The organism is Serratia sp. K1WW1 (genome assembly GCF_055790865.1).
Window position 1 is genome coordinate 5889899 of sequence record NZ_CM147697.1, and the last position, 25965, is coordinate 5915863.

Below are 25965 nucleotides of genomic sequence, written 5' to 3' on the forward strand. Positions count from 1 at the left end.
AAAGCGGCAGTGCTGGTATGCTGGCCAAAAGCTAAATTGGAATGGGTCTGAAAGAACACTGATGCCAAAAATAAAAAGCCAAGAAACTCTGGTACGCGAGCGTAAGCGCTGGGTAGTGCTAGCGCTCCTGGTGGCGGCCATTGTTGGCAGCTACCTGTGGTGGAAACAAGGGACACTGCGATACGAAGAGTGGAGCCCCAACCAGCAGTATGTGGTGCGTTATTATAAAACCTTCGAGTTTATTCCGCGCTTCACCATGCCTGGCGATGGCGGGCATTACTCCGGTTACATGCGGGTTTATGACCGAAACGGCAAGCAGTTCTACGAAGAGTATTCCGACCTGCTCGACTTTGTCGAAGGCCCATTCTGGGCAAAAGAAGGCGTTTATTGGATGGGGAACGACAATCAGGACATCGTTCGCCTACCCACCTCGCCGGTAGATTGAAGCTTGCGGACAAGTGGCCTCCAGAAGGGGGGCTTAACCCGGTCAGTTATAAGCGGCGGCCTGCTCTTCGGTGATCAGCTCCATCTTTTCAAGCTGAACGGCAATACCGCGCAGTGAGCGCCCAAACTCCACGCTTAACGCCTCTATCGTTTTGCCACCGCTGTAGCCTTCCTCCAATAGCTTTCTGTCTTCTTCCGACCAGGGAAAATTGAAGTTTGCGGGCCTACCCTCGGCAATATTTTTCTGCCGCCGCTCCTCGGGCGATAACTTCGCCTTTTTCACCCGTTCTCGCTCGGCGTAAAACTCATCTGCCAGGGCAAACAGCATCCGGATCGTCTCTGGGGAATGAACCAGCGAGGTGTGATTCAAAAACTCCCCCGTTTCCGGGTTAATCCCCCTCGCCAACGCACGCAACGTCAGGTAGGTCTGCATCATGGTTTCCGTCCTTAAAAAATCTATCCGTCATTCTAGCGGCTAGTTCCCTACCTATTATTGCTCACAAAACGAACCATTCAACGATTCGATCGGATCGCGTATTAACTTTGCGAAGTAAATTCCAAATTAACTCTATTTCTTGCAAGAAAATAACCACTTAAAAACAAAATCCATTCGGAAACGGGTAACTCTATGCCGTCGATAATTCTCCCGGAAATCGGTAAAACAGGTTTACTTTCAATATTCACAGATAGTTTTAATTTGAAATTAACAAATTAAATTAACTACTTACCGAGTTTAGACCGACCGCGATAAATTAAGGATTACTCACCGCGCCGCTGGCTACTTATTAAGGAGTATTTTCCCGCTAACTCTCCCTTATTTTGATTTCCCTCAATAACGCTTGGGTTATTGCTGTTAGTTTGCCATGACTAAAAAACCACTGATAAGCATTAGGGAAAGCAATGGACGTCAATCGCAGACAGTTTTTTAAAATCTGCGCTGGCGGGATGGCTGGGACCACGGTGGCAGCATTAGGCTTCGCGCCCAAGGCTGCGTTAGCGGAAACGCGCAACTACAAATTATTGCGCGCCAAAGAAACCCGCAACACCTGTACCTACTGTTCCGTAGGCTGCGGTTTATTGATGTATAGCCTGGGCGATGGGGCAAAAAACGCCAAATCGACGATTTTCCATATCGAAGGCGACGCGGATCACCCGGTAAACCGCGGGGCGCTGTGCCCGAAAGGCGCTGGCCTGTTGGACTATATCCACAGTGATAGCCGCCTGCGTTACCCAGAGTATCGCGCGCCTGGTTCAGATAAATGGCAGCGCATCAGTTGGAATGATGCCTTTGACCGCATTGCCAGGCTGATGAAAAATGACCGGGATGCCAACTTCGAAGCCACCAACGCCGCTGGTGTGACGGTAAACCGTTGGCTCTCTACCGGGATGTTATGCGCCTCTGCGGCCAGTAACGAAACCGGCATGCTGACACAAAAGTTTGTCCGATCGCTGGGCATGCTGGCAGTTGATAACCAAGCGCGTGTCTGACACGGACCAACGGTAGCAAGTCTTGCTCCAACATTTGGTCGCGGTGCGATGACCAACCACTGGGTTGATATCAAAAACGCCAACGTTGTGATGGTGATGGGCGGTAACGCCGCTGAAGCGCATCCAGTGGGATTCCGCTGGGCGATGGAAGCCAAAAACAACAACGACGCCACGTTAATCGTCGTCGATCCCCGCTTTACCCGTACCGCATCGGTAGCCGATATCTACGCGCCGATCCGCTCCGGCACCGACATTACCTTCCTGTCGGGCGTGTTGCTGTACCTGATTTCCAACAACAAGATCAACGCTGAATACGTCAAGCATTACACCAACGCCAACCTGTTGGTTCGGGATGACTTTACGTTTGAAGATGGCTTGTTCAGCGGCTATGACGACAACAAACGTCAGTACGACAAAACCACCTGGAACTACCAGTTTGGTGAAGATGGCTATGCCTTGCGTGATGATACGCTCCAGCATCCGCGTTGCGTCTGGAACCTGCTGAAAGCACACGTCAGCCGCTACACGCCTGAAGTGGTGGAAAACATCTGCGGCACTCCGAAGGAAGATTTCCTGAAGGTGTGTGAAGTCCTGGCTTCCACCAGCGCAGCAGACCGAACCACCACCTTCCTGTACGCCTTGGGCTGGACCCAGCACACGGTCGGCGCGCAGAACATCCGTACCATGGCGATGATCCAGTTGCTGCTCGGCAACATGGGCATGGCGGGCGGCGGCATCAACGCCCTGCGCGGTCACTCCAACATTCAGGGGTTGACCGATATTGGCCTGCTGTCCACCAGCCTGCCGGGTTACCTGACGCTGCCTTCGGATAAACAGACCGATCTGGCTACCTATATGGCCGCCAATACGCCAAAGGCCACCTTGCCTGGCCAGGTTAACTACTGGAGCAATTACCCGAAATTCTTCGTCAGCCTGATGAAGAGCTTCTACGGCGACGCTGCCCAGAAAGAGAATAACTGGGGCTTTGATTGGTTGCCGAAGTGGGATCAGTCCTACGACGTCATGAAGTACTTCCAGATGATGGATCAGAATAAGGTCAACGGCTATATCTGCCAGGGCTTTAACCCGGTCGCCTCCTTCCCGGACAAGAATCAGGTGGTCGCCTCACTGGCCAAGCTGAAGTATCTGGTGATCATCGACCCGCTGGTGACGGAAACTTCCAATTTCTGGCAGAACCACGGCGAGATGAACGATGTCGATACCGCGTCGATCCAAACCGAAGTGTTTCGGCTGCCATCCACCTGCTTTGCCGAAGAAGACGGCTCGATCGCCAACTCCGGCCGCTGGCTGCAATGGCACTGGAAAGGCGGCGATGCCCCAGGTGAAGCGATTACCGACGGCGAGATCCTGGCCGGCCTGTACCATCGCCTGCGCCAGATGTATGGCAGCGAAGGCGGTAAAGGTGTCGAGCCACTACTGAAGATGGGCTGGCACTATGAACGGCCAGACCACCCAGAATCCGAGGAAGTGGCCAAAGACAGCAACGGCTACGCGCTGGAAGATCTGTATGACGCCAACGGCAATCTGGTGGCGAAAAAAGGCCAGTTGCTGGATTCCTTCGCGATGCTGCGCGATGACGGCAGCACGGCTTCAGCCTGTTGGATCTATACCGGAAGTTGGACCAGCAAGGGCAACCAGATGGCCAACCGTGATAACAGCGATCCGTCCGGGTTGGGCAACACGCTGGGTTGGGCCTGGGCATGGCCGCTGAACCGCCGCATTATCTACAACCGCGCCTCCGCTGACCCAATGGGTAAACCTTGGGATCCGCAACGCATGCTGATTGAATGGAACGGCAGTAAGTGGGTCGGGAATGATATTCCAGACTACAACACCGCCGCACCGGGCAGCGGCGTTGGGCCGTTCATCATGCAACCGGAAGGGCTTGGCAGGCTGTTTGCCCTCGACAAAATGGCCGAAGGCCCGTTCCCGGAACACTACGAGCCGTTTGAAACGCCGTTGGGCACCAACCCACTGCATCCAAACGTGATCTCTAACCCGGCGGCCCGTCTTTATCCGTCCGACGCCAAGCGCATGGGTGATAAATCCGAGTTCCCTTACGTCGGTACCACCTATCGTCTGACCGAGCATTTCCACACCTGGACCAAGCACGCGCGCCTTAACGCGATCATGCAGCCGGAGCAGTTCGTGGAAATCAGTGAACGTCTGGCGAAGGAGAAAGGGATTGAGCAAGGCGATACCGTCAAGGTCAGCAGCAAACGCGGCTTTATCAAGGCGAAAGCCGTGGTGACCCGCCGTCTGCAAACCCTGAAGGTTAACGGGCAGGATGTCGACACCATCGGTATTCCACTGCATTGGGGCTTTGAAGGGGCAGCCCGCAAAGGCTATCTGGCCAACACCCTGACGCCGTTTGTCGGCGATGCCAACTCGCAAACGCCGGAATACAAGGCGTTTCTGGTTAACGTGGAAAAGGTGTAAGGAGCCGAATTTATGTCCATGCAATCCCAAGACATTATCAAACGTTCGGCCACCAACACCCTGACGCCGCCTCCGCAAGCGCGTGATTACAAGGTCGAGGTCGCCAAGCTGATTGACGTTTCCACCTGCATTGGTTGCAAGGCTTGTCAGGTGGCCTGTTCCGAATGGAACGACATTCGCGATGAAGTGGGCCACTGCGTCGGGGTTTATGACAACCCCGCCGATCTGAGTGCCAAATCCTGGACGCTGATGCGTTTCTCGGAAGTGGAGCAGAACGGCAAGCTGGAATGGCTGATCCGCAAGGATGGCTGCATGCACTGCGCAGATCCGGGTTGCCTGAAGGCCTGCCCGTCTGCCGGGGCGATTATCCAATATGCCAACGGCATCGTGGATTTTCAGTCCGAGCAGTGCATCGGTTGTGGTTACTGCATCAGCGGCTGCCCGTTCAACATTCCACGGCTGAACCCGCAAGACAACCGGGCGTACAAATGTACCCTGTGCGTTGACCGCGTCAGCGTGGGCCAGGAACCGGCCTGTGTGAAAACCTGCCCAACGGGAGCAATCCACTTTGGCACCAAGGCGGAAATGCTGGATGTGGCACAGGAGAGGGTCGAAAAGCTGAAGAAACGTGGTTTTGAACATGCGGGCGTGTATAACCCGCAAGGCGTTGGCGGCACCCACGTGATGTACGTACTGCACCATGCCGATAACCCCGAGTTGTACCACAATCTGCCAAAAGACCCGCATATCGATCTGTCGATCGGGCTGTGGAAAAGCGTGCTCAAACCCTTATCCGTGGCTGGCTTCATCGCCACCTTTGCCGGTTTGATTTACCACTACATCGGCATTGGCCCGAACAAGGAAGTGGATGATGAAGACGAGGAGGACCATCATGAGCAAAAGTAAAATGATCGTTCGCACCAAGTTTATCGACCGGGCCTGTCACTGGACGGTGGTCATCTGCTTCTTCCTGGTGTCACTGTCCGGCATTGCGCTGTTCTTCCCGACGCTGCAATGGCTGACCGAAACCTTTGGTACGCCGCAGATGGGCCGCATCCTGCATCCCTTCTTTGGCGTGCTGATCTTTATCGCGCTGATGTTTATGTTCTTCCGCTTTGTGAAGCATAACATCCCCGAGAAAGAGGACTTGCCGTGGGTCAAAGGCATCGTGGAAGTGCTGAAGGGCAATGAGCATAAGGTCGCTGACGTCGGCAAATATAATGCCGGCCAGAAGATGATGTTCTGGAGCATCATGAGCATGATTTTCGTGCTGTTGATCACCGGTATTATCATTTGGCGCCCTTACTTCGCCCACAACTTCCCGATCCCAGTGATCCGCTATGCGCTGTTGATCCACGCCGCGTCGGCGATCGTGCTGATCCACGCCATTCTGATCCATATGTATATGGCATTCTGGGTGAAAGGCTCGATCAAAGGGATGATTGAAGGCAAGGTCAGCCGCCGCTGGGCGAAGAAGCATCACCCACGCTGGTACCGTAAGGTCGAGGCTGAAGAGCAGAAAGACGAGCAGTAACCCGTTGAAATTCGCCCCTTCGAATGAGGGGGCGACAATCTCCTCAAGCGACCACTGAACCATCAAAGATCTGCTGCATGCTTTCGATCAGGCTCAGCAACTCGCTATTGGCCCCAGGCTTCCACAGTGCCACCATCGGGTGCATCAACCCCTGTTTCCCCAATTCCGTATTGAGCCGCTCTACCTGCGGCAGATGCTGCATTTTTAGATGAGTTGGCAGGAATGCCCATCCCAGCCCAGCGGTTAACAACGTTTGTAGCAAAGCCGGTTCATTGACGACCTGGATGCGATCGGCGATCTGCAGGCGCTTCGCCATCGGCTCGGGGAGGTCATTAAAGGGAATAAGTTGGGTGCTGGATGCCAGCGACAGCAAGGTGACCGGGCTGCCAGCGGGGAAAAATCCCTCGCGAGCGTAGACGGCCAACTCAATGGCCCCTAAGGCTCGCCACTTAAATTTTTCGCCAATCGATCGGTTGATCGCCTGATAAACACCAATATCCGCCACATCGTCTGCCAACGCCTGCTCACCCTCGCCACGCTCCATCATCAGCAAATCAAGCTGAATGCCACGCTGGCCCAGAAACATCGCCAGTTCCGTTAAAAAAGCGCGCGGAGTAAACGGGTCATAGCACAGTGTCAGTTTCTGCCGCACCTGCTGCGGAATATGCTGAGCCAGCAGGCTAAGGGCCTCTGCCTCCTGCAAAAACAGCCGAGCTTGCCGGTAAAGGCGTTGGCCCGCCTCGGTCAATTGCAATGGGCGGGTACGGCGATCGCACAGGGAATAGCCCAGATCCAATTCCAGATTTTCGATCAGTTCACTGACGGTGGTGCGATCCTTTCCCAACCGCTTGGCGGCCTGGGTGAGATTGCCGGTCTCACAAACGCTGGCGAAAGCTTCAATCTGCGCCAACGAAAAACCTATCTTCCCCATCTCTCCTCCACAAAATTGCGGGGGATTTCCCCCCGTTCATCCACTCTACGATATGAGTTCGCGGGCTTACCATTATTTTGTTCACCTCATTCAGGTAAGGAAAATAATCATGAAAAAGTTCACACACAGCGTATCCGCCCTACTGGTAGGTGCCGCACTCAGCGCCAGCCTGGCAACCGGGGCGCAAGCCTGCACCCGCGCCTTTATGAATATGTACCCAGGCTATATGGTCAGCGCACGCAATCTGGATTTCTTCGGGCCGGTAGATCCCTCACTGGTGATCACACCACGCGGTATTGCGCATAACGGCGGGGATGCGAAGAACGCCGCCCAGTGGCAAACCCACTACGGCAGCGTCGTGGTTTACGCCGATGGCGTGTTCCCAATGGACGGCATGAATGAAAAGGGGCTGGCGGGCCATACGCTGTTTTATATGAATGGCAGCCAGGTGCAGCAGGACAATCAGGACAAGCCGGTGATCGAAAGCCGCGCCTGGTTGAGCTATATCCTGGATAATTACGCCACCGTTGATGAGGCGGTTAAAGCCATCCGCAGCGACGTTCGCCTGGCCGCCGCCCATATGCCTATCGATTACGCTTCGGATACCAAACACATCGCGATCGAGGACGTTAGCGGCGATTCGGCCATCATCGAGATCGATAATGGCAAAGTGAATATCTATCACGACAAAAATTATCGGGTGATGACCAATCCCCCTTCTTACGATAAACAACTGCAGAACCTGGCCAAGTATCAGAATGCCAAGCGCAGCGAGATCCCTGGTGGCTTGGAAGCGGATGAGCGCCTGGTGCGCGCCAGCTATGATTTGAAAAATCTGCCGCAGCCGGACAATAAAAACCAGGCGCAGGGCTTCATCTTATCGGTGCTTAATAATGTGGCTTACCCGATCGGTTCACCGGCTGAGCCAAGCGAACAAAAGGTCACCGACATGTATGCCAAATACAGCAAGCGCCCGGACCAGAACAAAGGCATCGGGACTTACTGGACGGCGATTTCAGATCTGAGCCATGCAGAGTATCACTTCAAGTCCGCCTTTGCGGCCTCGCAGGTTTGGGTTCCGCTGCATGACATCAACTTCAGCCAAGGGCAGCCGGTGCGTAAGATCGCCCATCTTAACGACTATGCCCAACAGGGCTGGGAAGGTAACGTGCTGGCCCAGGCGAAATAACGCTTAATCCACTATTGTTATAGGGGTAATTTCACGATCAAACGCTGCTGGCCGCCGATGGCCAGCAATAATCTGAACGCATAACTCTCGCCCAAAGTATTTTGTTCTAATCGTCATGCGGGGTAATGAAAGGCACCACGGGCTGTGGCTAAATAGCGCTTTCCTAGCCTGTATGCCGTTCGGATTGTTTATGTCGCAAATTTTGCAATTTATTTTAGCCTTGGTGGTTATTGTCGTTCTCGCGTTATTGGCCAGCAATGACCGCAGGAAAATCCGCCCACGTTATATTATTCAGTTGCTGGTGATTGAAGCCGCGCTGGCCTATTTCTTCCTGCATTCAGCCAGCGGACTGGGCGTTATCAAGCATGTGGCCGATTTCTTTGGCATCCTGCTGGCCTTTGCAGCACAAGGCTCCGACTTTGTTTTCGGTGGCATGAGCAACCAGGGGCTGGCCTTTATCTTCCTCGGCGTGTTGTGCCCGATTATCTTTATCTCTGCATTGATCGGTATTTTGCAGCATTTCCGCATCTTGCCGTTGGTGATCCGCGTCGTGGGTACCTTGCTTTCCAAAGTGAACGGCATGGGCAAGCTGGAGTCCTTCAACGCCGTCAGCACGCTGGTGCTGGGCCAGTCGGAAAACTTTATTGCCTATAAGGGCATCATTGCGGATATCTCCCCACGCCGGATGTACACCATGGCAGCCACCGCGATGTCGACGGTTTCGATGTCGATCGTGGGTGCCTATATGGCGATGATCGACGCTCAGTACGTAGTAGCCGCGTTAATCCTCAATATGTTCAGCACCTTTATCATTCTCTCGATCATCAATCCTTATCAGGTGGACGACGAGCCGGAACTCAAGCTGAATAAACTGCATGAAGAGCAGAGCTTCTTTGAAATGTTGGGGGAATATATTCTCGCGGGTTTCAAAATTGCGATGATCATTGCCGCCATGCTGATCGGCTTTATCGCCCTGATCGCCGCCGTGAACGCCATTTTCGCCGCCATTTTTGGCATCAGTTTCCAGCAGATCCTGGGTTACGTGTTCTACCCGCTAGCCTGGTTAATCGGCATTCCGGCGCCTGATGCGCTGCGGGCTGGCAGCATTATGGCCACCAAGCTGGTCGCCAATGAGTTTGTGGCGATGATTGAACTGAAAAAAATCGCGGCAGAGCTGTCCCCACGTGGTTTGGGGATCCTCTCGGTGTTCCTGGTGTCCTTTGCCAACTTTGCTTCCATCGGCATTGTTGCCGGGGCCATCAAGGGGTTAAACGAACGCCAGGGCAACGTGGTTTCCCGCTTCGGCCTGAAGCTGGTTTACGGCTCCACGCTGGTCAGCCTGCTTTCGGCTGCGGTTGCCGGGCTGGTGCTGTAAAAACGCTACCCGGCTTGAAGCTTTTGCAGCAAGCCGGGAATTCATTAGAACGCGACGCACACCGGCGCATCGACACGCATTACCGAGTCTTGGGCAAACTGCTGTTTATAGCGGGTGCGAAGCGCCTCAATGTTTTGCTCACTGGCCGCATCAGGGCTATGGATCAGCATCAACGCCTTGCTGTTTTCCCGCGCCAGCTTGCCATCGTTCCCCAACCATTGCCCTTTGGCATCAAATACCGATAACCCATCTTTAAAACGCGGGGTTACCTGCTGATCGACAAAGGTCTGCCATTCAACCGCCGTAATTACCGGCCCTGCCGGGCGATTCAAGCCAAAATAGAGCGTGGTTTGGGTCATCGGCTCGCCGATGCTGCACGTTGCTGCCGGTTTTAACGGTGATGCCTGTTGCACTGGCGCTACGCAGCCGCTCAACAGCAAGGTTATGGCGATGGCGACGGCCAATATCGGGGTGTTTTTCATCTCGCTTTCATATTCCTTAAATAATCATCAACAGATACTAACGATAAATTTCTAATGTGTTGTAAAAATCACAAGTAACACTAGAGACTAGTAATAAGCAAAAATTACCTATTTGGCATTAGATAAAGTAATTCGAAAGCGACAACAACAAAAAAACTCAGTGGTGCGTTGCCACCAGGCTCGTTACCCTCCGGCGTTGACACTCTAGCCCTCCGACCCTGTGAATTCCCTATGTTACTGAGCATTCTTTATATCATCGGCATCACCGCAGAAGCCATGACCGGCGCGTTAGCCGCAGGCCGCCGCCAAATGGATTTGTTTGGCGTGATTTTTATCGCCTCCGCTACCGCCATTGGCGGGGGCTCGGTGCGTGATATGCTGCTTGGGCACTTCCCGCTGAGCTGGGTTAAACACCCTGAGTATATTGTTATCATAGCCATAGCGGCAATTATCACCACCTGGATGGCTCCGCTGATGCGCCACCTGCGCCATCTGTTCCTGGTGTTGGATGCCATTGGGCTGATCGTATTCTCGATCATCGGCGCGCAGGTGGCTCTGGATATGGGCCATGCCCCACTGATTGCGGCCATTGCCGCCGTGATCACCGGTGTTTTCGGCGGGGTACTGCGCGATATGTTCTGCAACCGTATCCCGCTGGTTTTCCAGAAGGAAATCTATGCAGGCATCGCTTTTGCCGCGGCCTGGCTGTATATCGGCCTGCAATACCTTAACTTGCCGCATAACATGGTGATTATTATTACCCTGGTTGCTGGCCTCAGCGCTCGCCTGATCGCTCTGCGCTTTCGCCTTGGCTTGCCGGTGTTTAACTATCAGCATCCCGATCATTAATTCGCGAACGCATCGCCAAGCGGTTCGGCACGATCGGGAACCACATCAAAGCCGCTGATATGGTGCTGCTGCAAGGTTTGAACCAGTGCCAGAAAGGCAGGGTGTTGCAAAAATTCCTGCACTTTTCTGGCTTTTTGCGCACCCAAGCCAGCAAGTTCCTGCCACTGTGCCAACGTCATCTGCTGTACCTGTGGCCAATTTTGTAGCGTGGTCAGCTGTGATGATGAAATTGGCACGCCGAGGGCGAGCGGCCAACGCTCGAAAGGTTGCTGCCGCGCCAGCCGAAATTGACGATAAAGCGCCTGCGCACGCTTCGCCCCCAGGCTGGGCACCGCGCTGAGCTGTTCCGGGGTTAATTCCAACCAATCCAGCAGGTTATTCACCAATCCCTGATCGATCAGCACCTGCCAGCCAGCTTTATTCAACCCGGTGATATTCAGCCCATTGGCGCTGCTCAACCAAACCAGCCGCGCCAGAAACTGCTGGCGGCATCCGGGCTGTAAGGTAAAACAGCTCAGCGCATGATAATCCTCCGGTTTTGGCGCAATGGGTGTTGCCCTGGCAACCTCACGCCAGACCACCTGTTTCAAATGCGGGATGCCATGCCCCATCAGGCTAATCGCAATATGATCGCCAGGCACGATGTCCCATTTTTGCCACAGGGCCAGCGAGCCCACGTTAACCCGCCGGATCCATTTATCGTCCATACGCACCGGATCCAGGCGTAGCATCACGGCAATTTTGCCGGTGCGGCCAATGGCAAACTCAACATCCGTGACTCTGGCCACTTGCTGAACCGGGGTATATTTCCAGGCAACCGCCCAATCATTAGGCTTGGCCTGCCAGTAGCGCCCCTGAGGTTCTTGCCCTTGGTGGATCACCACGCCATCGGTGACAAACGGCAAAGGGCCGCGGTACCAAGCTGCCCGCCACTGCTCCACCTCCGCCAACGTGGTGACCGGCTGTGAATATTGCTGCGGCAGCGTAAACCCCATGGCGGCAAGCTGTTGCAAGCGTTCGGCCATGGTTGGCGGGCCATCGGGCCACGCCCAGACGAACAGGCCAAGCTGCTCAAGCTGCGCAGTGCGCGGATTACGCATCAGCATCCCGGCAACCTTGGAGCGGGCGTTAATGCCCCCTTGGGTTTGCTGGTGATGATCGTTCACCATCAGGAACAGCTCCCCTTGCAGGACTATATTGGCCGCAACCTCCGGTAAAACGTTGGGGATAGCGGGGATCGCCTTGACCTTTTCCAGCCAGTTTTCACCCTTCTGTCCATCCCCCCGACTAATGGCGTTCACCAATACGCCTTGCCGGTAGACCAAAGTGACCGCCACACCATCAACCTTGGGTTGCACCCACAGATCGTGGCGGCCCTGCATCCATTGTTCTATGGCACGCGAGTTGCGCAGTTTACGCAATCCGGTGTGCGCCACCGGATGCGGTACTTTGCCCGCTGGCAATGGCCGCGTACCGTCTTCTGCTACACCGACACAACGCCGCCAATCTTGCAGTTTCTGCAGCAGGCTGTCGTAGAGCTCATCGTCGATCGGGCTGTTGCCCAGGCGATAATAAGCCTCATCCCAGCGCCCGAGTTGATCATCCAGCGCCGAAATTTCCACCTGTAAGCGCTCTGGCGACCACACTGGACAATCACCAGCCCATGCCGAGCTACACAGCATTCCAACCAACACCAGCGCCCGATAAATACCTCTCCACATTGAGTACCTCCTTGCTTCCCGGCAGTAAATACTCAATCGCCTTTGCTGGCTAACGCCAAAAACCGGAGGTGCGAAACGCTTCCCAAAAGGAATGCGTTTTTGCTGAAAACGGCAAAAATTTCCAGATCCGCCGCGCAAATTGACTTTTTCACGCTGTTTTTAACAGAAAGCGACGGCCAAAATGCGAGCTAACGCTGCATACCGCCCGTTAGCCGTGTATACTGTGCGGAGAATTTACACATCCGCTGTAACTGACTCATCAACCGCTAGCAACGAACATCATCATGGCTCAAGGCACGCTTTATATTGTCTCTGCCCCAAGTGGCGCAGGGAAATCAAGTCTGATTCAGGCTTTGTTAAAGACGCAACCGCTGTACGATACGCAGGTTTCGGTTTCACACACCACGCGCGATAGCCGCCCGGGTGAAAATCACGGCGAGCACTACTTTTTCGTCTCCAAAGACGAATTCCGCCGGATGATTGAGCAGGATGCGTTTCTTGAGCACGCAGAAGTGTTCGGCAACTATTACGGCACGTCCCGCGCGGCCATCGAGCAGGTACTGTCGACCGGCGTTGACGTCTTCCTGGATATCGACTGGCAGGGCGCACAGCAGATCCGTGCCAAAATGCCCCAGGCGCGCAGCATCTTTATTCTGCCGCCGTCGAAGGAAGAGCTTGGCCGCCGCCTGCGTGGCCGTGGTCAAGATGCGGATGACGTGATCGCCAAGCGCATGGCGCAGGCCGTCGCGGAGATGACGCATTTCGCGGAGTATGATTATTTAATCGTGAATGACGATTTCGATCTGGCCCTGTCCGATCTGAAGACCATTATTCGCGCCGAACGCTTGCGTTTGGGCCGTCAAATGCTGCGGCATGATGCTTTAATCAGCAAACTATTGGCAGACTGAAGACAGTTTCAGTATTATGCCCAGTCTTTTCGTCACCTGTGGAGTAGCACAAATATGGCACGCGTAACTGTTCAAGACGCTGTAGAGAAAATTGGTAACCGTTTTGACCTGGTGTTGGTCGCTGCTCGTCGGGCACGTCAAATCCAGACCGGTGGTAAGGATGCACTGGTACCTGAAGAGAATGATAAGTACACCGTTATCGCTCTGCGCGAAATCGAAGAAGGCCTGATCAACAGCCAGATCCTCGATGTTCGTGAGCGCCAGGAGCAGCAAGAGCAGGAAGCCGCAGAGATCCAGGCGGTTACCGCGATTGCTGAAGGTCGTCGTTAATTAGACTGTGAGTCTGCCTTGTACCTGTTTGAAAGCCTGAATCTGCTGATTCAACGTTACTTGCCTGAGGAGCAGATTAAGCGCCTCAAACAGGCATACCTCGTCGCACGTGATGCTCACGAGGGACAGACACGCTCCAGTGGTGAGCCCTACATTACTCACCCGGTCGCCGTGGCCTGTATTCTGGCGGAAATGCGTCTCGATCATGAGACGCTGATGGCAGCCCTGCTGCACGACGTCATCGAAGACACCCCGGCCACCTATCAGGATATGGAACAACTGTTTGGCAAAAGCGTTGCCGAACTGGTTGAGGGCGTATCCAAGCTAGACAAATTAAAATTCCAGGATAAGAAAGAAGCGCAGGCGGAGAACTTCCGCAAGATGATCATGGCGATGGTACAGGATATCCGCGTCGTGCTGATCAAGCTGGCGGACCGCACCCACAATATGCGAACGCTTGGCTCGCTGCGCCCAGACAAACGGCGGCGTATCGCCCGTGAAACCCTGGAAATCTATAGCCCATTGGCCCACCGCCTGGGTATTCATCATCTGAAAACCGAGCTGGAAGAGCTGGGTTTTGAAGCGCTTTACCCGAACCGCTACCGCGTCATCAAAGAAGTGGTGAAAGCCGCGCGCGGTAACCGTAAGGAGATGATCCAGAAAATCCTCTCCGAGATCGAAGGTCGTTTGACCGAAGCGGGTATCCCCTGCCGCGTCAGCGGGCGGGAAAAGCACCTCTACTCCATCTACTGCAAGATGCATCTGAAAGAACAGCGCTTCCATTCCATCATGGATATTTACGCGTTCCGGGTGATCGTCAAAGAAGTGGATACCTGCTACCGGGTGCTGGGCCAGGCACACAGCCTGTATAAGCCGCGCCCGGGCCGGGTAAAAGACTATATCGCCATTCCCAAGGCCAACGGCTATCAATCGCTGCATACCTCACTAATCGGCCCGCACGGCGTGCCGGTTGAGGTACAGATCCGTACCGAAGATATGGATCAAATGGCCGAAATGGGGGTCGCCGCGCACTGGGCCTATAAAGAAAAGGAACAGGGCGAAACCGGCGGCACCACCGCACAAATCCGCGCCCAGCGCTGGATGCAGAGCCTGCTGGAGCTGCAACAAAGCGCCGGTAGCTCGTTTGAATTTATTGAAAGCGTAAAATCCGATCTGTTCCCCGATGAGATTTACGTTTTCACCCCGGAAGGCCGTATTGTCGAACTGCCAGCCGGTGCCACACCGGTCGACTTTGCCTACGCCGTGCATACCGATATCGGCCACGCCTGCGTTGGCGCACGTGTCGATCGCCAGCCGCATCCGTTGTCACAAGCTTTAGCCAGTGGCCAGACGGTAGAGATCATCACCGCTCCGGGTGCCCGGCCAAATGCCGCCTGGCTGAACTTTGTGGTGAGCTCCAAAGCCCGCGCCAAGATCCGCCAGATGTTGAAAAACCTCAAGCGCGATGATTCCGTCAGCCTCGGCCGCCGTTTGCTCAACCATGCACTCGGGGGCAGCCGCAAACTTTCGGAAGTGCCGCCAGAGAATATCCAGCATGAGCTGGATCGCATGAAGCTGGCCACGCTGGACGATCTGCTGGCAGAAATCGGCCTCGGTAACGCCATGAGCGTGGTAGTCGCGAAGAACCTGCAGGGCGATCAGTCCAGCTTGGGCTCCTCGAACGGCGTGCGCAACCTGGCTATCAAAGGCGCCGATGGCGTCCTGATCACCTTTGCCAAGTGTTGCCGCCCAATTCCAGGCGACCCGATTATTGCCCATGTCAGCCCGGGCAAGGGCCTGGTGGTTCACCATGAATCCTGTCGTAATATCCGCGGCTACCAGAAAGAGCCAGAGAAATTCATGGCGGTCGAGTGGGATATGGAAACCGAGCAGGAGTTCATTGCGGAAATCAAAGTGGACATGTTCAACCATCAAGGTGCGTTGGCCAACCTCACGGCGGCGATCAACGCGGCCGAATCGAATATTCAAAGCCTGAATACCGAAGAGAAAGATGGCCGGGTCTACAGCGCCTTTATCCGCCTGACCACCCGCGATCGCATCCACCTGGCAAATATTATGCGTAAGATCCGTATCATGCCGGATGTGATTAAAGTTAACCGTAACCGAAACTAGCGCCTATGAGCCCCGAACGCTATGCGCGGATTTGTGAAATGCTGGCTACCCGGCAGCCCGATCTGACGGTCTGCCTGGAGCAGGTTCACAAACCGCATAACGTCTCCGCGATTATCCGTACCGCCGATGCCGTCGGCGTACATCAGGTGCATGCCGTGTGGCCTACTCCACGGATGCGTACCCTGGTCTCCTCCGCTGCGGGCAGCAATAGCTGGGTGAGCGTCAAAACCCACCCCACCATCGCCGATGCGGTCACGCATCTGAAAGGCCAAGGGATGCAGATCCTGGCAACTCACCTTTCCGCCCGCGCCGTCGATTTTCGCGAAATAGACTATACCCGCCCCACCTGCATACTGCTGGGGCAGGAAAAAACCGGCATTACCGAAGAGGCGCTAGCCCTGGCCGATCAGGACATTATCATTCCGATGATCGGTATGGTGCAGTCGCTGAACGTCTCTGTCGCTGCGGCTCTGATCCTGTATGAGGCCCAACGCCAGCGGCAAAACGCCGGTATGTATCGCCGCGATCTCAGCGCGTTAGATGAGCAGGAACAGCAACGCCTGCTGTTTGAAGGCGGTTACCCGGTGTTAGCCAACGTGGCCAAGCGCAAAAGGCTGCCGCGCCCGCAGATTGACGATCAAGGCCAAGTGGTTGCCGACGCCGAATGGTGGGCAGCCATGCAGGCAACGACGGTACGCCGATGAAAGGCCGCCTGCTGGATGCCGTCCCACTCACTACACTTTCCGGGGTTGGAGCCAGCCAGGCGGGGAAACTGGCCAAAATCGGCCTGAATACCATCCAGGATCTGCTGCTGCACCTCCCGTTACGTTACGAAGACCGCACCCACCTCTACCCAATCAACGATCTGCTGCCGGGCATTTTTGCCACGGTGGAAGGGGAAGTGCTGCGCAGCGATATCAGCTTTGGCCGCCGCCGCATGCTCACCTGCCAGATCAGCGACGGCACCGGCATCCTGACTATGCGTTTTTTCAACTTCAACGCGGCGATGAAGAACAGCCTGGCTACCGGCCGCCACGTAACGGCCTATGGCGAAGTCAAACGCGGCACCCACGGCGCAGAAATTATCCACCCGGAATACCGTGTCCAAGGGGAAAACAGTGAGGTCGAGCTACAAGAAGCCCTGACGCCGGTGTATCCCACCACCGAAGGGATCCGCCAAGCCACTTTGCGCAAGTTGACCGATCAGGCGCTGGAGTTGCTGGATACCTGTGCGATTGCCGAGCTGCTGCCACCAGAGTTAAGCGGTGGCCTGATGAGCCTGCCGCAGGCGCTGCATATGCTGCACCGTCCGCCGCCGGATATCCAACTGGCTGATTTGGAACAGGGCAAGCACCCGGCACAAAAACGCCTGATCCTTGAAGAGCTGCTGGCGCATAACCTCAGCATGTTGGCCGTCCGCGCCGGAGCGCAAAGCTATCGGGCATTATCGCTAACGCCTGACGATCGGCTTAAAAACAGTTTCCTGGCCCAGCTCCCCTTCTCGCCTACCGGTGCTCAGACTCGGGTTGTGGCAGATATTGAAGCGGATCTGCAAAAAGGTTTCCCGATGATGCGCCTGGTACAGGGCGACGTCGGCTCAGGTAAAACTCTGGTTGCTGCCCTGGCCGCACTACGCGTCATTGCTCACGGCAAACAGGTGGCGCTGATGGCCCCCACCGAATTACTCGCCGAACAACACGCCAATAACTTCCGCCAATGGTTTGAACCCTTGGGGATTGAGGTAGGTTGGTTGGCCGGCAAGCAAAAGGGCAAGGCACGCCTCGCCCAACAGGAAGCTATTGCCAGCGGCCAGGTGTCGATGGTGGTAGGGACGCACGCCATTTTCCAGGAGCAGGTGCAGTTTAATGGCCTGGCCCTGGTGATTATCGATGAACAACACCGCTTTGGTGTGCATCAGCGGCTGGCGCTGTGGGAGAAAGGCGAAGAACAAGGGTTCCATGCTCATCAGTTGATCATGACCGCCACGCCAATCCCACGCACGCTGGCGATGACCGCCTACGCCGATCTGGACACCTCGGTGATCGATGAATTGCCGCCGGGCCGTACGCCGGTGACAACCGTGGCGATCCCCGATACGCGCCGGGCCGATATTATCCAGCGGGTAAAAAGCGCCTGTATTGAAGAAGGCCGCCAGGCATATTGGGTCTGCACGCTGATCGAAGAGTCTGATTTACTGGAAGCCCAAGCCGCAGAAGCAACCTGGGAAGAATTGAAGATTGCGCTGCCGGAACTGAAGGTGGCGCTGGTGCATGGCCGCATGAAGTCAGCGGAGAAGCAGGCGGTAATGCAAGCCTTCAAGCAGGGCGAACTGCAATTGCTGGTAGCCACCACGGTGATTGAAGTGGGCGTTGATGTACCAAACGCCAGCCTGATGATCATCGAAAACCCGGAGCGGCTTGGCTTGGCCCAGCTGCACCAGCTGCGTGGCCGGGTTGGCCGTGGTGCGGTAGCCTCTCACTGCGTGCTGCTATATAAAACCCCGCTCAGCAAAACCGCTCAAAAACGCCTGCAGGTGCTGCGCGACAGTAACGATGGCTTTGTGATTGCCCAGCAGGATTTGGAAATCCGTGGGCCGGGTGAGCTATTGGGGACGCGCCAAACCGGCAGTGCGGAGTTTAAAGTGGCCGATTTGATGCGCGATCAGGCCATGATCCCCGAAGTTCAGCGCGTAGCGCGCCATATTCACCAGCAATATCCGCAGCATGCGCATGCACTGATTGAGCGCTGGCTGCCAGAAACCGCTCGCTACTCCAACGCTTAATCAATCTGCCCCTCTTTTTACAAAGAGGGGCTACATCACTTAGCCGATCGCCGGGAACACCGGCAGCATCAGGTACAGCTTGATCACGATGGCGTTAGCGATATCGATAAAGAACGCGCCCACCATCGGCACCACCAAAAATGCCAGATGCGAAGGGCCGAAACGATCGGTGATCGCCTGCATGTTGGCAATGGCCGTTGGCGTCGCCCCCATGCCAAAACCGCAGTGCCCCGCAGCCAGCACGGCAGCATCGTAGTTTTTACCCATCACGCGATAGGTCACGAAGATGGCATACAAAGCCATGACCAGTGTCTGCACCGCCAGGATCGCCAACATCGGCAGGGCTAGCGAAGCCAGCTCCCACAGGCGCAGGCTCATCAACGCCATCGCCAGGAACAGCGACAGGCTCACGTTACCCAGTACGGAGACCGCTCGCTCAAACACTTGGTAGAAGCCCGTTGCCGACAGGGTGTTGCTGAGGATCACGCCAACAAACAGCACGCAGACAAAGGTCGGCAGTTCGAAGGCAGTACCATTCAATAACCCGGCAATAAAGTTACCGAGGCTCAGGCAGATGGCGATCATGGCGATGGTTTCAATCATCACCAGCGAGGTGATCAGGCGGCCACTTTCCGGCTTCTCAAAGCCGCTCGGCTGCACGCTGTCATCCGGTGTGCCTTCTGGCGTTGAGGAGTGTTTCACCAGATAGCGGGCTACCGGGCCACCAATCAGCCCCCCCAGCACCAGACCAAAGGTGGCGCAGGCCATGGCCACTTCGGTGGCATTCTCAAACCCATAGCGTTCGATGAACACCTTGCTCCAGGCCGCCCCGGTGCCATGCCCGCCCGAAAGCGTAATCGAGCCCGCAATCAGCCCCATTAACGGATCCAGGCCCAGCATTTTCGCCATGCCGATACCGATGGCATTCTGTACCAACAGCAGACCCAGCACCACGAACAGGAACACGACCAGTGCCTTGCCCCCCGCCCGCAGGCGGGCCAGGTTGGCATTCAGGCCGATAGTGGCGAAGAAGGCCAGCATCAATGGGTCTTTCAGCGACATATCAAAGCCGACTTCCCAGTTCACCGTTTTCTTCAAAACCAAGAGCATAACCGCCACCAGTAAACCACCGGCAACGGGAGCAGGAATTGTATATTTTCTCAGCAGGGGAATGGAGCGCACGCATTTGCCCCCAAGCAACAGGACCAGCGTGGCGGCAACTAAAGTGCCGTAAGTATCGAGATGAAACATCTAGCTACTCCGTGTAGTAATTAAATCCAATAAATTAATAAGTTATAAAATTTACTCAGTTTTTTAACTCGATGAAGGGTGGATTAAAAGTAAAAACGGCTAATAACACAAGAAAAAATGAACGAAAATGCGACATGCACGGTGTTGGGGTGGTGCAAAATATTAATGCGCAACCGTTTGCTTTTGTGAGGCAGATCATTAAAATGCCTTCTTTGCCGCCTTAGGGAAAGCCACACCATGTCCAGCCAAACCGCCGAGCTTGATGCCGCGCAAAAAGCATCAGCCCCCGTTTCACAAAATAGTGAACTGATTTACCGCCTGGAAGATCGCCCGCCGCTGCCACAAACGCTGTTTGCCGCCAGTCAGCATCTACTGGCGATGTTTGTTGCCGTGATCACCCCGGCCCTGTTGATCTGCCAGGCGCTTGGCCTGCCAGCGCAGGATACGCAGCACATCATCAGCATGTCGCTGTTTGCTTCCGGTTTGGCCTCGATACTGCAAATCAAAACCTGGGGCCCGGTGGGGTCTGGTCTGCTGTCCATTCAGGGCACCAGCTTCAACTTTGTCTCACCGCTGATTATGGGCGGGCTGGCGCTGAAAAACGGCGGCGCAGACGTGCCCACCATGATGGCTGCGCTGTTTGGCACCTTGATGGTCGCCTCTTGTACCGAAATCCTGCTTTCACGCGTGCTGCACCTGGCGCGCCGCATCATTACCCCGCTGGTCTCCGGCATTGTGGTGATGATTATCGGCCTGTCGCTGATCCAGGTCGGGCTGACCTCTATCGGTGGCGGCTATGCGGCGATGGGCGATCACACCTTCGGCGCGCCCAAGAATCTGCTGCTGGCAGGCGCAGTGCTGGTAGTGATTATTCTGCTTAACCGCCAACGTAACCCTTACCTGCGCGTCGCTTCGTTGGTGATCGCCATGGCCACAGGTTATCTGCTGGCCTGGGCCATGGGCATGCTGCCGGAAACCGAAGCGGCTACCCAAACGAACTTGATCACCGTTCCTACCCCGCTGTATTACGGCCTGGGCTTTGACTGGAACCTGTTATTGCCGCTGATGCTGATCTTTATGGTCACGTCGCTGGAAACCATCGGTGATATCACCGCCACCTCCGACGTTTCTGAACAGCCGGTCAGTGGCCCGCTATATATGAAGCGCCTGAAAGGCGGCGTGCTGGCCAACGGCCTGAACTCGATGCTGTCGGCGGTGTTCAACACCTTCCCGAACTCCTGCTTTGGTCAGAACAACGGGGTGATCCAGTTGACAGGCGTTGCCAGCCGCTACGTCGGTTTTGTGGTAGCACTGATGCTGATCCTGCTGGGGCTGTTCCCGGCCGTTGCCGGTTTTGTGCAGCATATTCCTGAGCCGGTGCTAGGCGGTGCAACCATCGTGATGTTCGGTACTATTGCAGCCTCCGGCGTGCGTATCGTTTCCCGCGAGAAGCTAAACCGCCGCGCCATCATGATTATGGCGCTGTCGCTGGCCGTCGGTATGGGGGTTTCCCAACAGCCGCTGATCTTGCAGTTTGCACCGGACTGGCTGAAAACTCTGCTTTCTTCCGGTATCGCTGCCGGTGGTATCACCGCCATTGTGCTGAACCTGCTGTTCCCACCAGAAGAAAAATAAGCACTTCCCGCAGCAAACCAACGGCCATTGGCAAACCGCTACTGGCCGTTTTTTTATTGTCTTTCAGGCCATTGCCCTTGAGCTGGAAGGCTAATTGCGGCATAAACAGGGTATCTTTTCTGTCCGCTACGGATCCACACGATGAAATTTATCGGAAAACTATTGATCACGTTGCTGCTGCTGATAGTGCTGGCCATTGTGCTGCTCTACGTAGTGGGGCAAACCCGCTGGGCCGCAGGCTGGTTGAGTCACTGGATCAGCGATCGTGGTGATTACCAGCTGTCGGTAGAAAAAATAACGCATTCGTGGAGCAAACCAGGACAGCTCAGCCTGGAGGGCGTAACCCTCGCCCGTGCCAACCAACCGCAACTCTTGGCGGCCAAGCAGGTGGATATGGCTTTCAGCCTGCGGCAAATTACCGAGCCACGCTATTTCGATAGCATCACGCTGCGCGACGGTACCCTAAACGTTCAGCCTTTGCAGGGCGCACCGCTGCCAATACAGGCCGATGTGCTGCAACTGAGCAATATGGCACTGCAATCTAACGATGAGAGCTGGCAGCTTAACGCGCAGAAGGTCAATGCCGGGATCAACCCGTGGCAGCCAACGGCAGGCCATTTGCTCGGGGATAACAATCAGTTCCAGTTCAGCGCCGGTTCGATGGTGGTCAACGGTATTCCGGCATCGCAGGTGTTGATCCAGGGCGAAATCAAACAAAATCAGCTGGTATTGAGCGACTTTGGTGCCGATCTGGCACAGGGCGATTTGACCGGGGTAGCCAGCCGAGCTGCCGATGGCAGTTGGTTGGTTGAACGGCTGCGGCTGAGCAACGTCCGCCTGCAAGTACCAATGACGCTAGAACAGTTCTGGGACCGCTTCACGGCGTTGCCACCCATTACGTTGAAACGCTTTGATCTGATTAACGCCCGCCTGGAAGGTAACGCCTGGGCGGCGAACGATCTCGATTTGTCGATGCAAAATATCACCTTCCAACAAGGGGATTGGAGCAGTCAGGATGGCGCGATCAACTTCACCGCCGACGACCTGATCAATGGCAACTTCCATCTCATTGACCCAATTATGGATATGCAGCTCTCACCAGCCGGTATTGCCATTGGCCAGTTCAGCACCCGCTGGGAAGGTGGATTGCTGCGTACCACCGGCAACTGGCTGCGCGCCAATAAGCGCCTGCAACTCGACGAGGTAGCCGTCTCTGCGCTGGAGTACACCTTGCCCAGCAACTGGCGTGAACTCTGGTTACAGCCGCTACCAAGCTGGCTGGCGGAGGTGTACGTCGCCAAGATGAGCACCAACCGTAACCTGATCATCGATATCAACCCGGATTTCCCCTTCCAGCTCACCTCGCTGGATGGTAACGGCAGCAATCTGCTGTTGGCCAGTGACCATGAGTGGGGGATTTGGTCCGGCTCGCTGAAACTCAACGCCGGTGGTGCCACCTTTAACAAGATCGACGTACGCCGCCCTTCACTGGCGTTGGATGCGGATGCACAGCAGATCAACGTTACCGAGCTGAGCGCCTTTATGCCCGATGGCCTGTTGGATGCCAAGGCCAACGTCAGCCAACTGCCTGGTAAACCGTTCACCCTGTCCCTTAACGGGCGTTCGGTGCCTGTGAATACCTTGCAGCAATGGGGTTGGCAGCATGTGCCGCTGGAGGGTGATGGTAATCTGCAGTTGCAGCTGAAGGGATTACTCAACAGCGATGGGCCGTTTAAAGCGTCTTTGAAGGGCCAGTTGCAGGCTACCAGTAAGGATGGGCAGACTCTGGAGCAGCAGGTGCCGTGAACTGATGTTGAATACCGCTGCTTCTGGAGTGATCTGGTGGCAGCAGCGAGAGATTGACGTTTGCAGAACTAAGAAATAAAAATCCCGGCTAATTTGGTCGGGATTCATCACCTAACCAAAGAACTGCTACTTACTGATATATATGGTTTTATACGTATTATGACTTTCGTAATAAACCCATGAGTTATTACTTCAGTAAACAAATACTCCCCTGAGTTGTCAATTTTTATACTGAATGAGCTAACCCCATCAATGGCGTTACGTACACATTCACTTCCATCAAGTTTTATGACGTACTGAATCCATCCCTCTACAACACTGCAAAAGAAGTCGATGCAAAGCCCTTTTTCATCTTTAGCCGTATATAAGTAACTTACATTATCTCTATCAAAGTAAGCTGGCTCACTTTCAAAGAAAGAGAGTAACTCTATCTCATCAGGCTTGTCTTCTATGAACATTATTAATATTGTTCCATGTTACGGTGTTTCAGTTCAATAGATCCCCTGATACATTACCAGTATCAAAAAACTCCTTAAAGATCCTGACAACAAGATCAAAATCTTTTGTTACCTGCCTTGCTGACCAGTAATCTCCGATGATAAGTATCATTTCATTCGGTTGAGTTAAATCAGAAAGTGTCATAACTTCATCATCTTCATTCAAAAAAGTAACCAAATAGATACCTTTTTCCATTCTCGCTTGAACTCCTGAGATTAAATAACCCTCATCATCTAATTTATTCACTGTCACACAGCCACTGGATAATCGAAGATTATTTAGTTGGTTACCTATATCATCCCAACTATCGGATTTCTTAGAGCCTCCTTTTGGCGAACAAGTCCATGAGAGGTGTAACTTATCCATCTTAAACTCCTTTAATACAGAAGCCTTCCATATCGGTCTTCGATTTGGCTGCTCTACCGCCCTAAGATAAAGTTAACTTTTGCTATATAGGCCAGCTATTTTCCGCGATGTATGCAGTACCCGCAGGATACGAACAGAGGTGTTCTCAACCACGTATACGATGATAAACGGGAAGCGCGGAACTACTAGTTTGCGTTGTTTCTCTACGCTTCCAGCTTTCGTACCTGCCAGCGGGTTTTCCAGCAGGATATCAACCATGCTGGCGAATCTATCATCTGTAGCGCTGGCTACCAGAACGCCAGCTTCCTGGTACAGATAGAGGAAGATCGCTTCCCTGTCCGCCCGCGCCTGCTTTTCCCACTCAACAGCTGTTCTCACCGTTCGCCTCGTGCTGCCTTCGCTTTCAGTTCATCCATATGATTTTCCATTTCATCATTGCTGATAAAGTCACTTTCACCGCTATCATAGCGACTGAACGCAGCCATTATCTGCTGCTCCAACCAGCCTTCATGTTCACTGTTTTGATAGCGGCGCTCCTCTGCGGCCAGTTCTTCCGCCCGTTGCCGCATAACCTCTGTCAGACTCGTTTTCTGTCTTTCTGCGGCCTGCATCGCCAGACGCTTGGTTTCTTCATCTATTCTGAAGTGGATGGTGCTCATTATCATTCCGCCTGCGTGGTGTCATTTGTGTTGTCATTATGCATGCTAGATTTTGAGCTGTCATCTTCAGATACTAATCGTTCGGCCGGATCTACCAAGCCTACGGGTTAGAGTAGGACAAATAATTTATAAAATTTATTTTTAATATATTCAATTGGTTAACTGTGAAAATCTCAATAATGCGAAGCGCATTCAAAAATTCGTAAAGAGTCCCCATAATCATTAAGTACGTTCCTTATATAAGGCAGGGCAAGCGCCAGAATTTTTACATATATATCATTCTTTTTCAGAAGGATGCTACATCCTTGATAATAATGATTTTTCCCAGCGGGGGTATTTTGGCCTGAGATTATAAGCAATTTTCAGCAGCGGAGCCATATCGTATTTTTAGATGGCATTTTTCGAAATCAACAGGAAAAAAACTGGCTCGATGGGTCAATCAGTTTTTTAGCTCGTCTGTAGCCTCTGCTAAAATTTGTAAAAAATCTTCAAGACTGTACTTCATCGCATCTTGCTCAGTAAGAAGCCAAGCATCTGAGAAAAATTCAATCTCAACTTTATCCAGGCCGTTATCCTTGTTCAGTTGACAAAGAATCTGCTCTTTATAAGAGATTTCAATCGTAAGATCCTCATATCTTGAGTCACTAAAGGAAGTAATTTCAAAATTAGTACGCATAATTATTGCAGCCTCTGAGTGTCTAAGAACTTAGAGAAAGAGTCACCTAAGTTATAACGGATACGGCATCAGGTACTTGACTAGCTCAGCATTAAGCTTGATAGCTGGGCTTCATCATGCGATCTGCTCTGGAGCTAACGCAATTTGCATGATAGTTCCTCCTTTATCATCACAAAACTCTACCTCATATGCTTCAGACGGGTGAGTATAAACATCCAATATTGTTCCTTTCATACCACGATATAGATTCTCCTCTGGTAAATCTACAACGAGCGTTACTATATCAAACTGATAATATCCTATTGCATGACCTCCTCATTTATTTACGCGTATGGCAAACATAAACAGCATCACCTGTATACTGCACCACTAATCAAGCCACTTTTTTTAGTCGCCGCAATCCAGTTTATCTCGTAATATCCGGCTAGTGTTGGTGATTAAGACGGAT

Annotated in this window: 25 protein-coding genes; 14 read left to right on the forward strand and 11 right to left on the reverse strand. The window is 53.9% G+C overall.

All coding sequences use genetic code 11. From position 1 onward, the window contains the following. Positions 1-61: 61 nt before the first annotated feature. Positions 62-445 (forward strand): hypothetical protein, encoded by a 384-nt coding sequence (locus tag ACX9GU_RS26820; RefSeq protein ID WP_473193422.1) that lies wholly within the window; start codon positions 62-64, stop codon positions 443-445. Positions 446-487: 42 nt separating this feature from the next. Here ACX9GU_RS26820 and ACX9GU_RS26825 read toward each other — a convergent pair whose 3' ends face one another. After that, on the reverse strand, positions 488-877 hold the full coding sequence (locus ACX9GU_RS26825; protein WP_284122509.1) for a hypothetical protein: 390 nt from the start codon (positions 875-877) through the stop codon (positions 488-490). Positions 878-1344: 467 nt separating this feature from the next. On the opposite strand from ACX9GU_RS26825, the gene fdnG reads away from it, so the two are divergent. The 3 genes from fdnG to fdnI are packed head-to-tail and all read left to right on the forward strand — an operon-like array spanning position 1345 to position 5926. After that, the gene (gene fdnG / locus ACX9GU_RS26830) at positions 1345-4392 is read left to right on the forward strand and encodes a formate dehydrogenase-N subunit alpha (protein WP_473193423.1); all 3048 of its coding nucleotides are present in this window, start codon (positions 1345-1347) and stop codon (positions 4390-4392) included. Between the two features lie 12 nt (positions 4393-4404). Beyond that, entirely contained in the window at positions 4405-5298 is an 894-nt protein-coding gene (gene fdxH, locus ACX9GU_RS26835) for a formate dehydrogenase subunit beta (protein ID WP_473193424.1), read from the forward strand. Beyond that, positions 5285-5926, forward strand: a complete 642-nt coding sequence (gene fdnI, locus ACX9GU_RS26840) for a formate dehydrogenase-N subunit gamma (RefSeq protein WP_024482937.1) — start codon at positions 5285-5287, stop codon at positions 5924-5926. Before fdxH ends, fdnI begins: the two co-directional genes overlap by 14 nt. Before the next feature lie 43 nt (positions 5927-5969). Here fdnI and ACX9GU_RS26845 read toward each other — a convergent pair whose 3' ends face one another. After that, positions 5970-6857 carry a LysR family transcriptional regulator gene (locus ACX9GU_RS26845; RefSeq protein WP_473193425.1) on the reverse strand — a complete coding sequence of 296 codons (888 nt, stop codon included), beginning with the start codon at positions 6855-6857 and terminating at the stop codon, positions 5970-5972. Between the two features lie 109 nt (positions 6858-6966). Here ACX9GU_RS26845 and ACX9GU_RS26850 point away from each other — a divergent pair, with 109 nt between their 5' ends. Then, positions 6967-8046, forward strand: coding sequence for a linear amide C-N hydrolase (locus ACX9GU_RS26850; protein WP_121608292.1), 1080 nt, complete (start codon positions 6967-6969; stop codon positions 8044-8046). 190 nt (positions 8047-8236) lie between these two features. Continuing rightward, positions 8237-9421 carry a NupC/NupG family nucleoside CNT transporter gene (locus ACX9GU_RS26855; protein WP_473193426.1) on the forward strand — a complete coding sequence of 395 codons (1185 nt, stop codon included), beginning with the start codon at positions 8237-8239 and terminating at the stop codon, positions 9419-9421. A gap of 44 nt (positions 9422-9465) precedes the next feature. Here ACX9GU_RS26855 and ACX9GU_RS26860 read toward each other — a convergent pair whose 3' ends face one another. Then, positions 9466-9903, reverse strand: a complete 438-nt coding sequence (locus ACX9GU_RS26860) for a DUF3574 domain-containing protein (RefSeq protein ID WP_473193427.1) — start codon at positions 9901-9903, stop codon at positions 9466-9468. 231 nt (positions 9904-10134) lie between these two features. On the opposite strand from ACX9GU_RS26860, the gene ACX9GU_RS26865 reads away from it, so the two are divergent. Then, positions 10135-10752, forward strand: coding sequence for a trimeric intracellular cation channel family protein (locus tag ACX9GU_RS26865; RefSeq protein ID WP_024527839.1), 618 nt, complete (start codon positions 10135-10137; stop codon positions 10750-10752). Here the strand turns inward: ACX9GU_RS26865 and ligB are convergent. Then, positions 10749-12473, reverse strand: coding sequence for an NAD-dependent DNA ligase LigB (gene ligB / locus ACX9GU_RS26870; RefSeq protein ID WP_473193428.1), 1725 nt, complete (start codon positions 12471-12473; stop codon positions 10749-10751). The two genes, ACX9GU_RS26865 and ligB, sit on opposite strands and share 4 nt — an antisense overlap. Before the next feature lie 284 nt (positions 12474-12757). Here ligB and gmk point away from each other — a divergent pair, with 284 nt between their 5' ends. The 5 genes from gmk to recG are packed head-to-tail and all read left to right on the forward strand — an operon-like array spanning position 12758 to position 18626. Next, positions 12758-13381: a guanylate kinase gene (gene gmk / locus ACX9GU_RS26875; protein WP_024482944.1), complete on the forward strand. Its 624-nt coding sequence runs from the start codon at positions 12758-12760 to the stop codon at positions 13379-13381. A 54-nt stretch (positions 13382-13435) separates the two neighbouring features. After that, complete coding sequence (gene rpoZ, locus ACX9GU_RS26880) at positions 13436-13711, forward strand: DNA-directed RNA polymerase subunit omega (RefSeq protein ID WP_024482945.1); 276 nt, start codon at positions 13436-13438, stop codon at positions 13709-13711. Between the two features lie 18 nt (positions 13712-13729). Next, the gene (spoT, locus tag ACX9GU_RS26885; protein ID WP_024482946.1) at positions 13730-15844 is read left to right on the forward strand and encodes a bifunctional GTP diphosphokinase/guanosine-3',5'-bis pyrophosphate 3'-pyrophosphohydrolase; all 2115 of its coding nucleotides are present in this window, start codon (positions 13730-13732) and stop codon (positions 15842-15844) included. A 5-nt stretch (positions 15845-15849) separates the two neighbouring features. Continuing rightward, positions 15850-16548 (forward strand): tRNA (guanosine(18)-2'-O)-methyltransferase TrmH, encoded by a 699-nt coding sequence (trmH, locus tag ACX9GU_RS26890; RefSeq protein WP_418348621.1) that lies wholly within the window; start codon positions 15850-15852, stop codon positions 16546-16548. Then, positions 16545-18626, forward strand: a complete 2082-nt coding sequence (recG, locus tag ACX9GU_RS26895; protein ID WP_473195244.1) for an ATP-dependent DNA helicase RecG — start codon at positions 16545-16547, stop codon at positions 18624-18626. Before trmH ends, recG begins: the two co-directional genes overlap by 4 nt. Before the next feature lie 39 nt (positions 18627-18665). On the opposite strand, the gene gltS is transcribed toward recG, so the two are convergent. Beyond that, the gene (gltS, locus tag ACX9GU_RS26900; protein ID WP_071683774.1) at positions 18666-19877 is read right to left on the reverse strand and encodes a sodium/glutamate symporter; all 1212 of its coding nucleotides are present in this window, start codon (positions 19875-19877) and stop codon (positions 18666-18668) included. Positions 19878-20114: 237 nt separating this feature from the next. Here gltS and ACX9GU_RS26905 point away from each other — a divergent pair, with 237 nt between their 5' ends. Then, complete coding sequence (locus ACX9GU_RS26905; RefSeq protein ID WP_473193429.1) at positions 20115-21512, forward strand: nucleobase:cation symporter-2 family protein; 1398 nt, start codon at positions 20115-20117, stop codon at positions 21510-21512. A gap of 141 nt (positions 21513-21653) precedes the next feature. Further along, a complete protein-coding gene (locus ACX9GU_RS26910) occupies positions 21654-23318 on the forward strand; it encodes an AsmA family protein (RefSeq protein WP_473193430.1) in 1665 nt (554 codons plus the stop codon). 107 nt (positions 23319-23425) lie between these two features. On the opposite strand, the gene ACX9GU_RS26915 is transcribed toward ACX9GU_RS26910, so the two are convergent. The 6 genes from ACX9GU_RS26915 to ACX9GU_RS26940 form a co-directional block, all read right to left on the reverse strand. Continuing rightward, complete coding sequence (locus ACX9GU_RS26915) at positions 23426-23776, reverse strand: hypothetical protein (protein ID WP_473193431.1); 351 nt, start codon at positions 23774-23776, stop codon at positions 23426-23428. A 28-nt stretch (positions 23777-23804) separates the two neighbouring features. After that, the gene (locus ACX9GU_RS26920; RefSeq protein ID WP_473193432.1) at positions 23805-24182 is read right to left on the reverse strand and encodes a DUF6911 family protein; all 378 of its coding nucleotides are present in this window, start codon (positions 24180-24182) and stop codon (positions 23805-23807) included. 72 nt (positions 24183-24254) lie between these two features. Beyond that, on the reverse strand, positions 24255-24560 hold the full coding sequence (locus ACX9GU_RS26925; RefSeq protein WP_473193433.1) for a type II toxin-antitoxin system RelE/ParE family toxin: 306 nt from the start codon (positions 24558-24560) through the stop codon (positions 24255-24257). Beyond that, positions 24557-24841 carry a damage-inducible protein J gene (locus tag ACX9GU_RS26930; RefSeq protein ID WP_473193434.1) on the reverse strand — a complete coding sequence of 95 codons (285 nt, stop codon included), beginning with the start codon at positions 24839-24841 and terminating at the stop codon, positions 24557-24559. The genes ACX9GU_RS26925 and ACX9GU_RS26930 overlap by 4 nt, the downstream gene beginning before the upstream one ends. A 439-nt stretch (positions 24842-25280) precedes the next feature. Then, positions 25281-25517, reverse strand: coding sequence for a hypothetical protein (locus tag ACX9GU_RS26935; RefSeq protein ID WP_473193435.1), 237 nt, complete (start codon positions 25515-25517; stop codon positions 25281-25283). 114 nt (positions 25518-25631) lie between these two features. Further along, positions 25632-25751, reverse strand: coding sequence for a DUF4926 domain-containing protein (locus ACX9GU_RS26940; RefSeq protein ID WP_473193436.1), 120 nt, complete (start codon positions 25749-25751; stop codon positions 25632-25634). Positions 25752-25965: the final 214 nt, after the last annotated feature.

What these genes read in the sequence shown, in the direction of transcription:
- rpoZ (WP_024482945.1), top strand. Translation starts at nt 13,436, where the DNA reads ATGGCACGCGTAACTGTTCAAGACGCTGTAGAGAAAATTGGTAACCGT.
- ACX9GU_RS26850 (WP_121608292.1), top strand. Translation starts at nt 6,967, where the DNA reads ATGAAAAAGTTCACACACAGCGTATCCGCCCTACTGGTAGGTGCCGCA.
- ACX9GU_RS26910 (WP_473193430.1), top strand. Translation starts at nt 21,654, where the DNA reads ATGAAATTTATCGGAAAACTATTGATCACGTTGCTGCTGCTGATAGTG.
- ACX9GU_RS26920 (WP_473193432.1), bottom strand. Translation starts at nt 24,182, where the DNA reads ATGGATAAGTTACACCTCTCATGGACTTGTTCGCCAAAAGGAGGCTCT.
- ACX9GU_RS26845 (WP_473193425.1), bottom strand. Translation starts at nt 6,857, where the DNA reads ATGGGGAAGATAGGTTTTTCGTTGGCGCAGATTGAAGCTTTCGCCAGC.
- gmk (WP_024482944.1), top strand. Translation starts at nt 12,758, where the DNA reads ATGGCTCAAGGCACGCTTTATATTGTCTCTGCCCCAAGTGGCGCAGGG.
- recG (WP_473195244.1), top strand. Translation starts at nt 16,545, where the DNA reads ATGAAAGGCCGCCTGCTGGATGCCGTCCCACTCACTACACTTTCCGGG.
- ACX9GU_RS26820 (WP_473193422.1), top strand. Translation starts at nt 62, where the DNA reads ATGCCAAAAATAAAAAGCCAAGAAACTCTGGTACGCGAGCGTAAGCGC.
- gltS (WP_071683774.1), bottom strand. Translation starts at nt 19,877, where the DNA reads ATGTTTCATCTCGATACTTACGGCACTTTAGTTGCCGCCACGCTGGTC.
- ligB (WP_473193428.1), bottom strand. Translation starts at nt 12,473, where the DNA reads ATGTGGAGAGGTATTTATCGGGCGCTGGTGTTGGTTGGAATGCTGTGT.
- ACX9GU_RS26930 (WP_473193434.1), bottom strand. Translation starts at nt 24,841, where the DNA reads ATGAGCACCATCCACTTCAGAATAGATGAAGAAACCAAGCGTCTGGCG.
- fdnI (WP_024482937.1), top strand. Translation starts at nt 5,285, where the DNA reads ATGAGCAAAAGTAAAATGATCGTTCGCACCAAGTTTATCGACCGGGCC.
- ACX9GU_RS26825 (WP_284122509.1), bottom strand. Translation starts at nt 877, where the DNA reads ATGCAGACCTACCTGACGTTGCGTGCGTTGGCGAGGGGGATTAACCCG.
- ACX9GU_RS26915 (WP_473193431.1), bottom strand. Translation starts at nt 23,776, where the DNA reads ATGTTCATAGAAGACAAGCCTGATGAGATAGAGTTACTCTCTTTCTTT.
- ACX9GU_RS26860 (WP_473193427.1), bottom strand. Translation starts at nt 9,903, where the DNA reads ATGAAAAACACCCCGATATTGGCCGTCGCCATCGCCATAACCTTGCTG.
- ACX9GU_RS26940 (WP_473193436.1), bottom strand. Translation starts at nt 25,751, where the DNA reads ATGAAAGGAACAATATTGGATGTTTATACTCACCCGTCTGAAGCATAT.
- ACX9GU_RS26865 (WP_024527839.1), top strand. Translation starts at nt 10,135, where the DNA reads ATGTTACTGAGCATTCTTTATATCATCGGCATCACCGCAGAAGCCATG.
- fdxH (WP_473193424.1), top strand. Translation starts at nt 4,405, where the DNA reads ATGTCCATGCAATCCCAAGACATTATCAAACGTTCGGCCACCAACACC.
- ACX9GU_RS26855 (WP_473193426.1), top strand. Translation starts at nt 8,237, where the DNA reads ATGTCGCAAATTTTGCAATTTATTTTAGCCTTGGTGGTTATTGTCGTT.
- trmH (WP_418348621.1), top strand. Translation starts at nt 15,850, where the DNA reads ATGAGCCCCGAACGCTATGCGCGGATTTGTGAAATGCTGGCTACCCGG.
- ACX9GU_RS26935 (WP_473193435.1), bottom strand. Translation starts at nt 25,517, where the DNA reads ATGCGTACTAATTTTGAAATTACTTCCTTTAGTGACTCAAGATATGAG.
- ACX9GU_RS26905 (WP_473193429.1), top strand. Translation starts at nt 20,115, where the DNA reads ATGTCCAGCCAAACCGCCGAGCTTGATGCCGCGCAAAAAGCATCAGCC.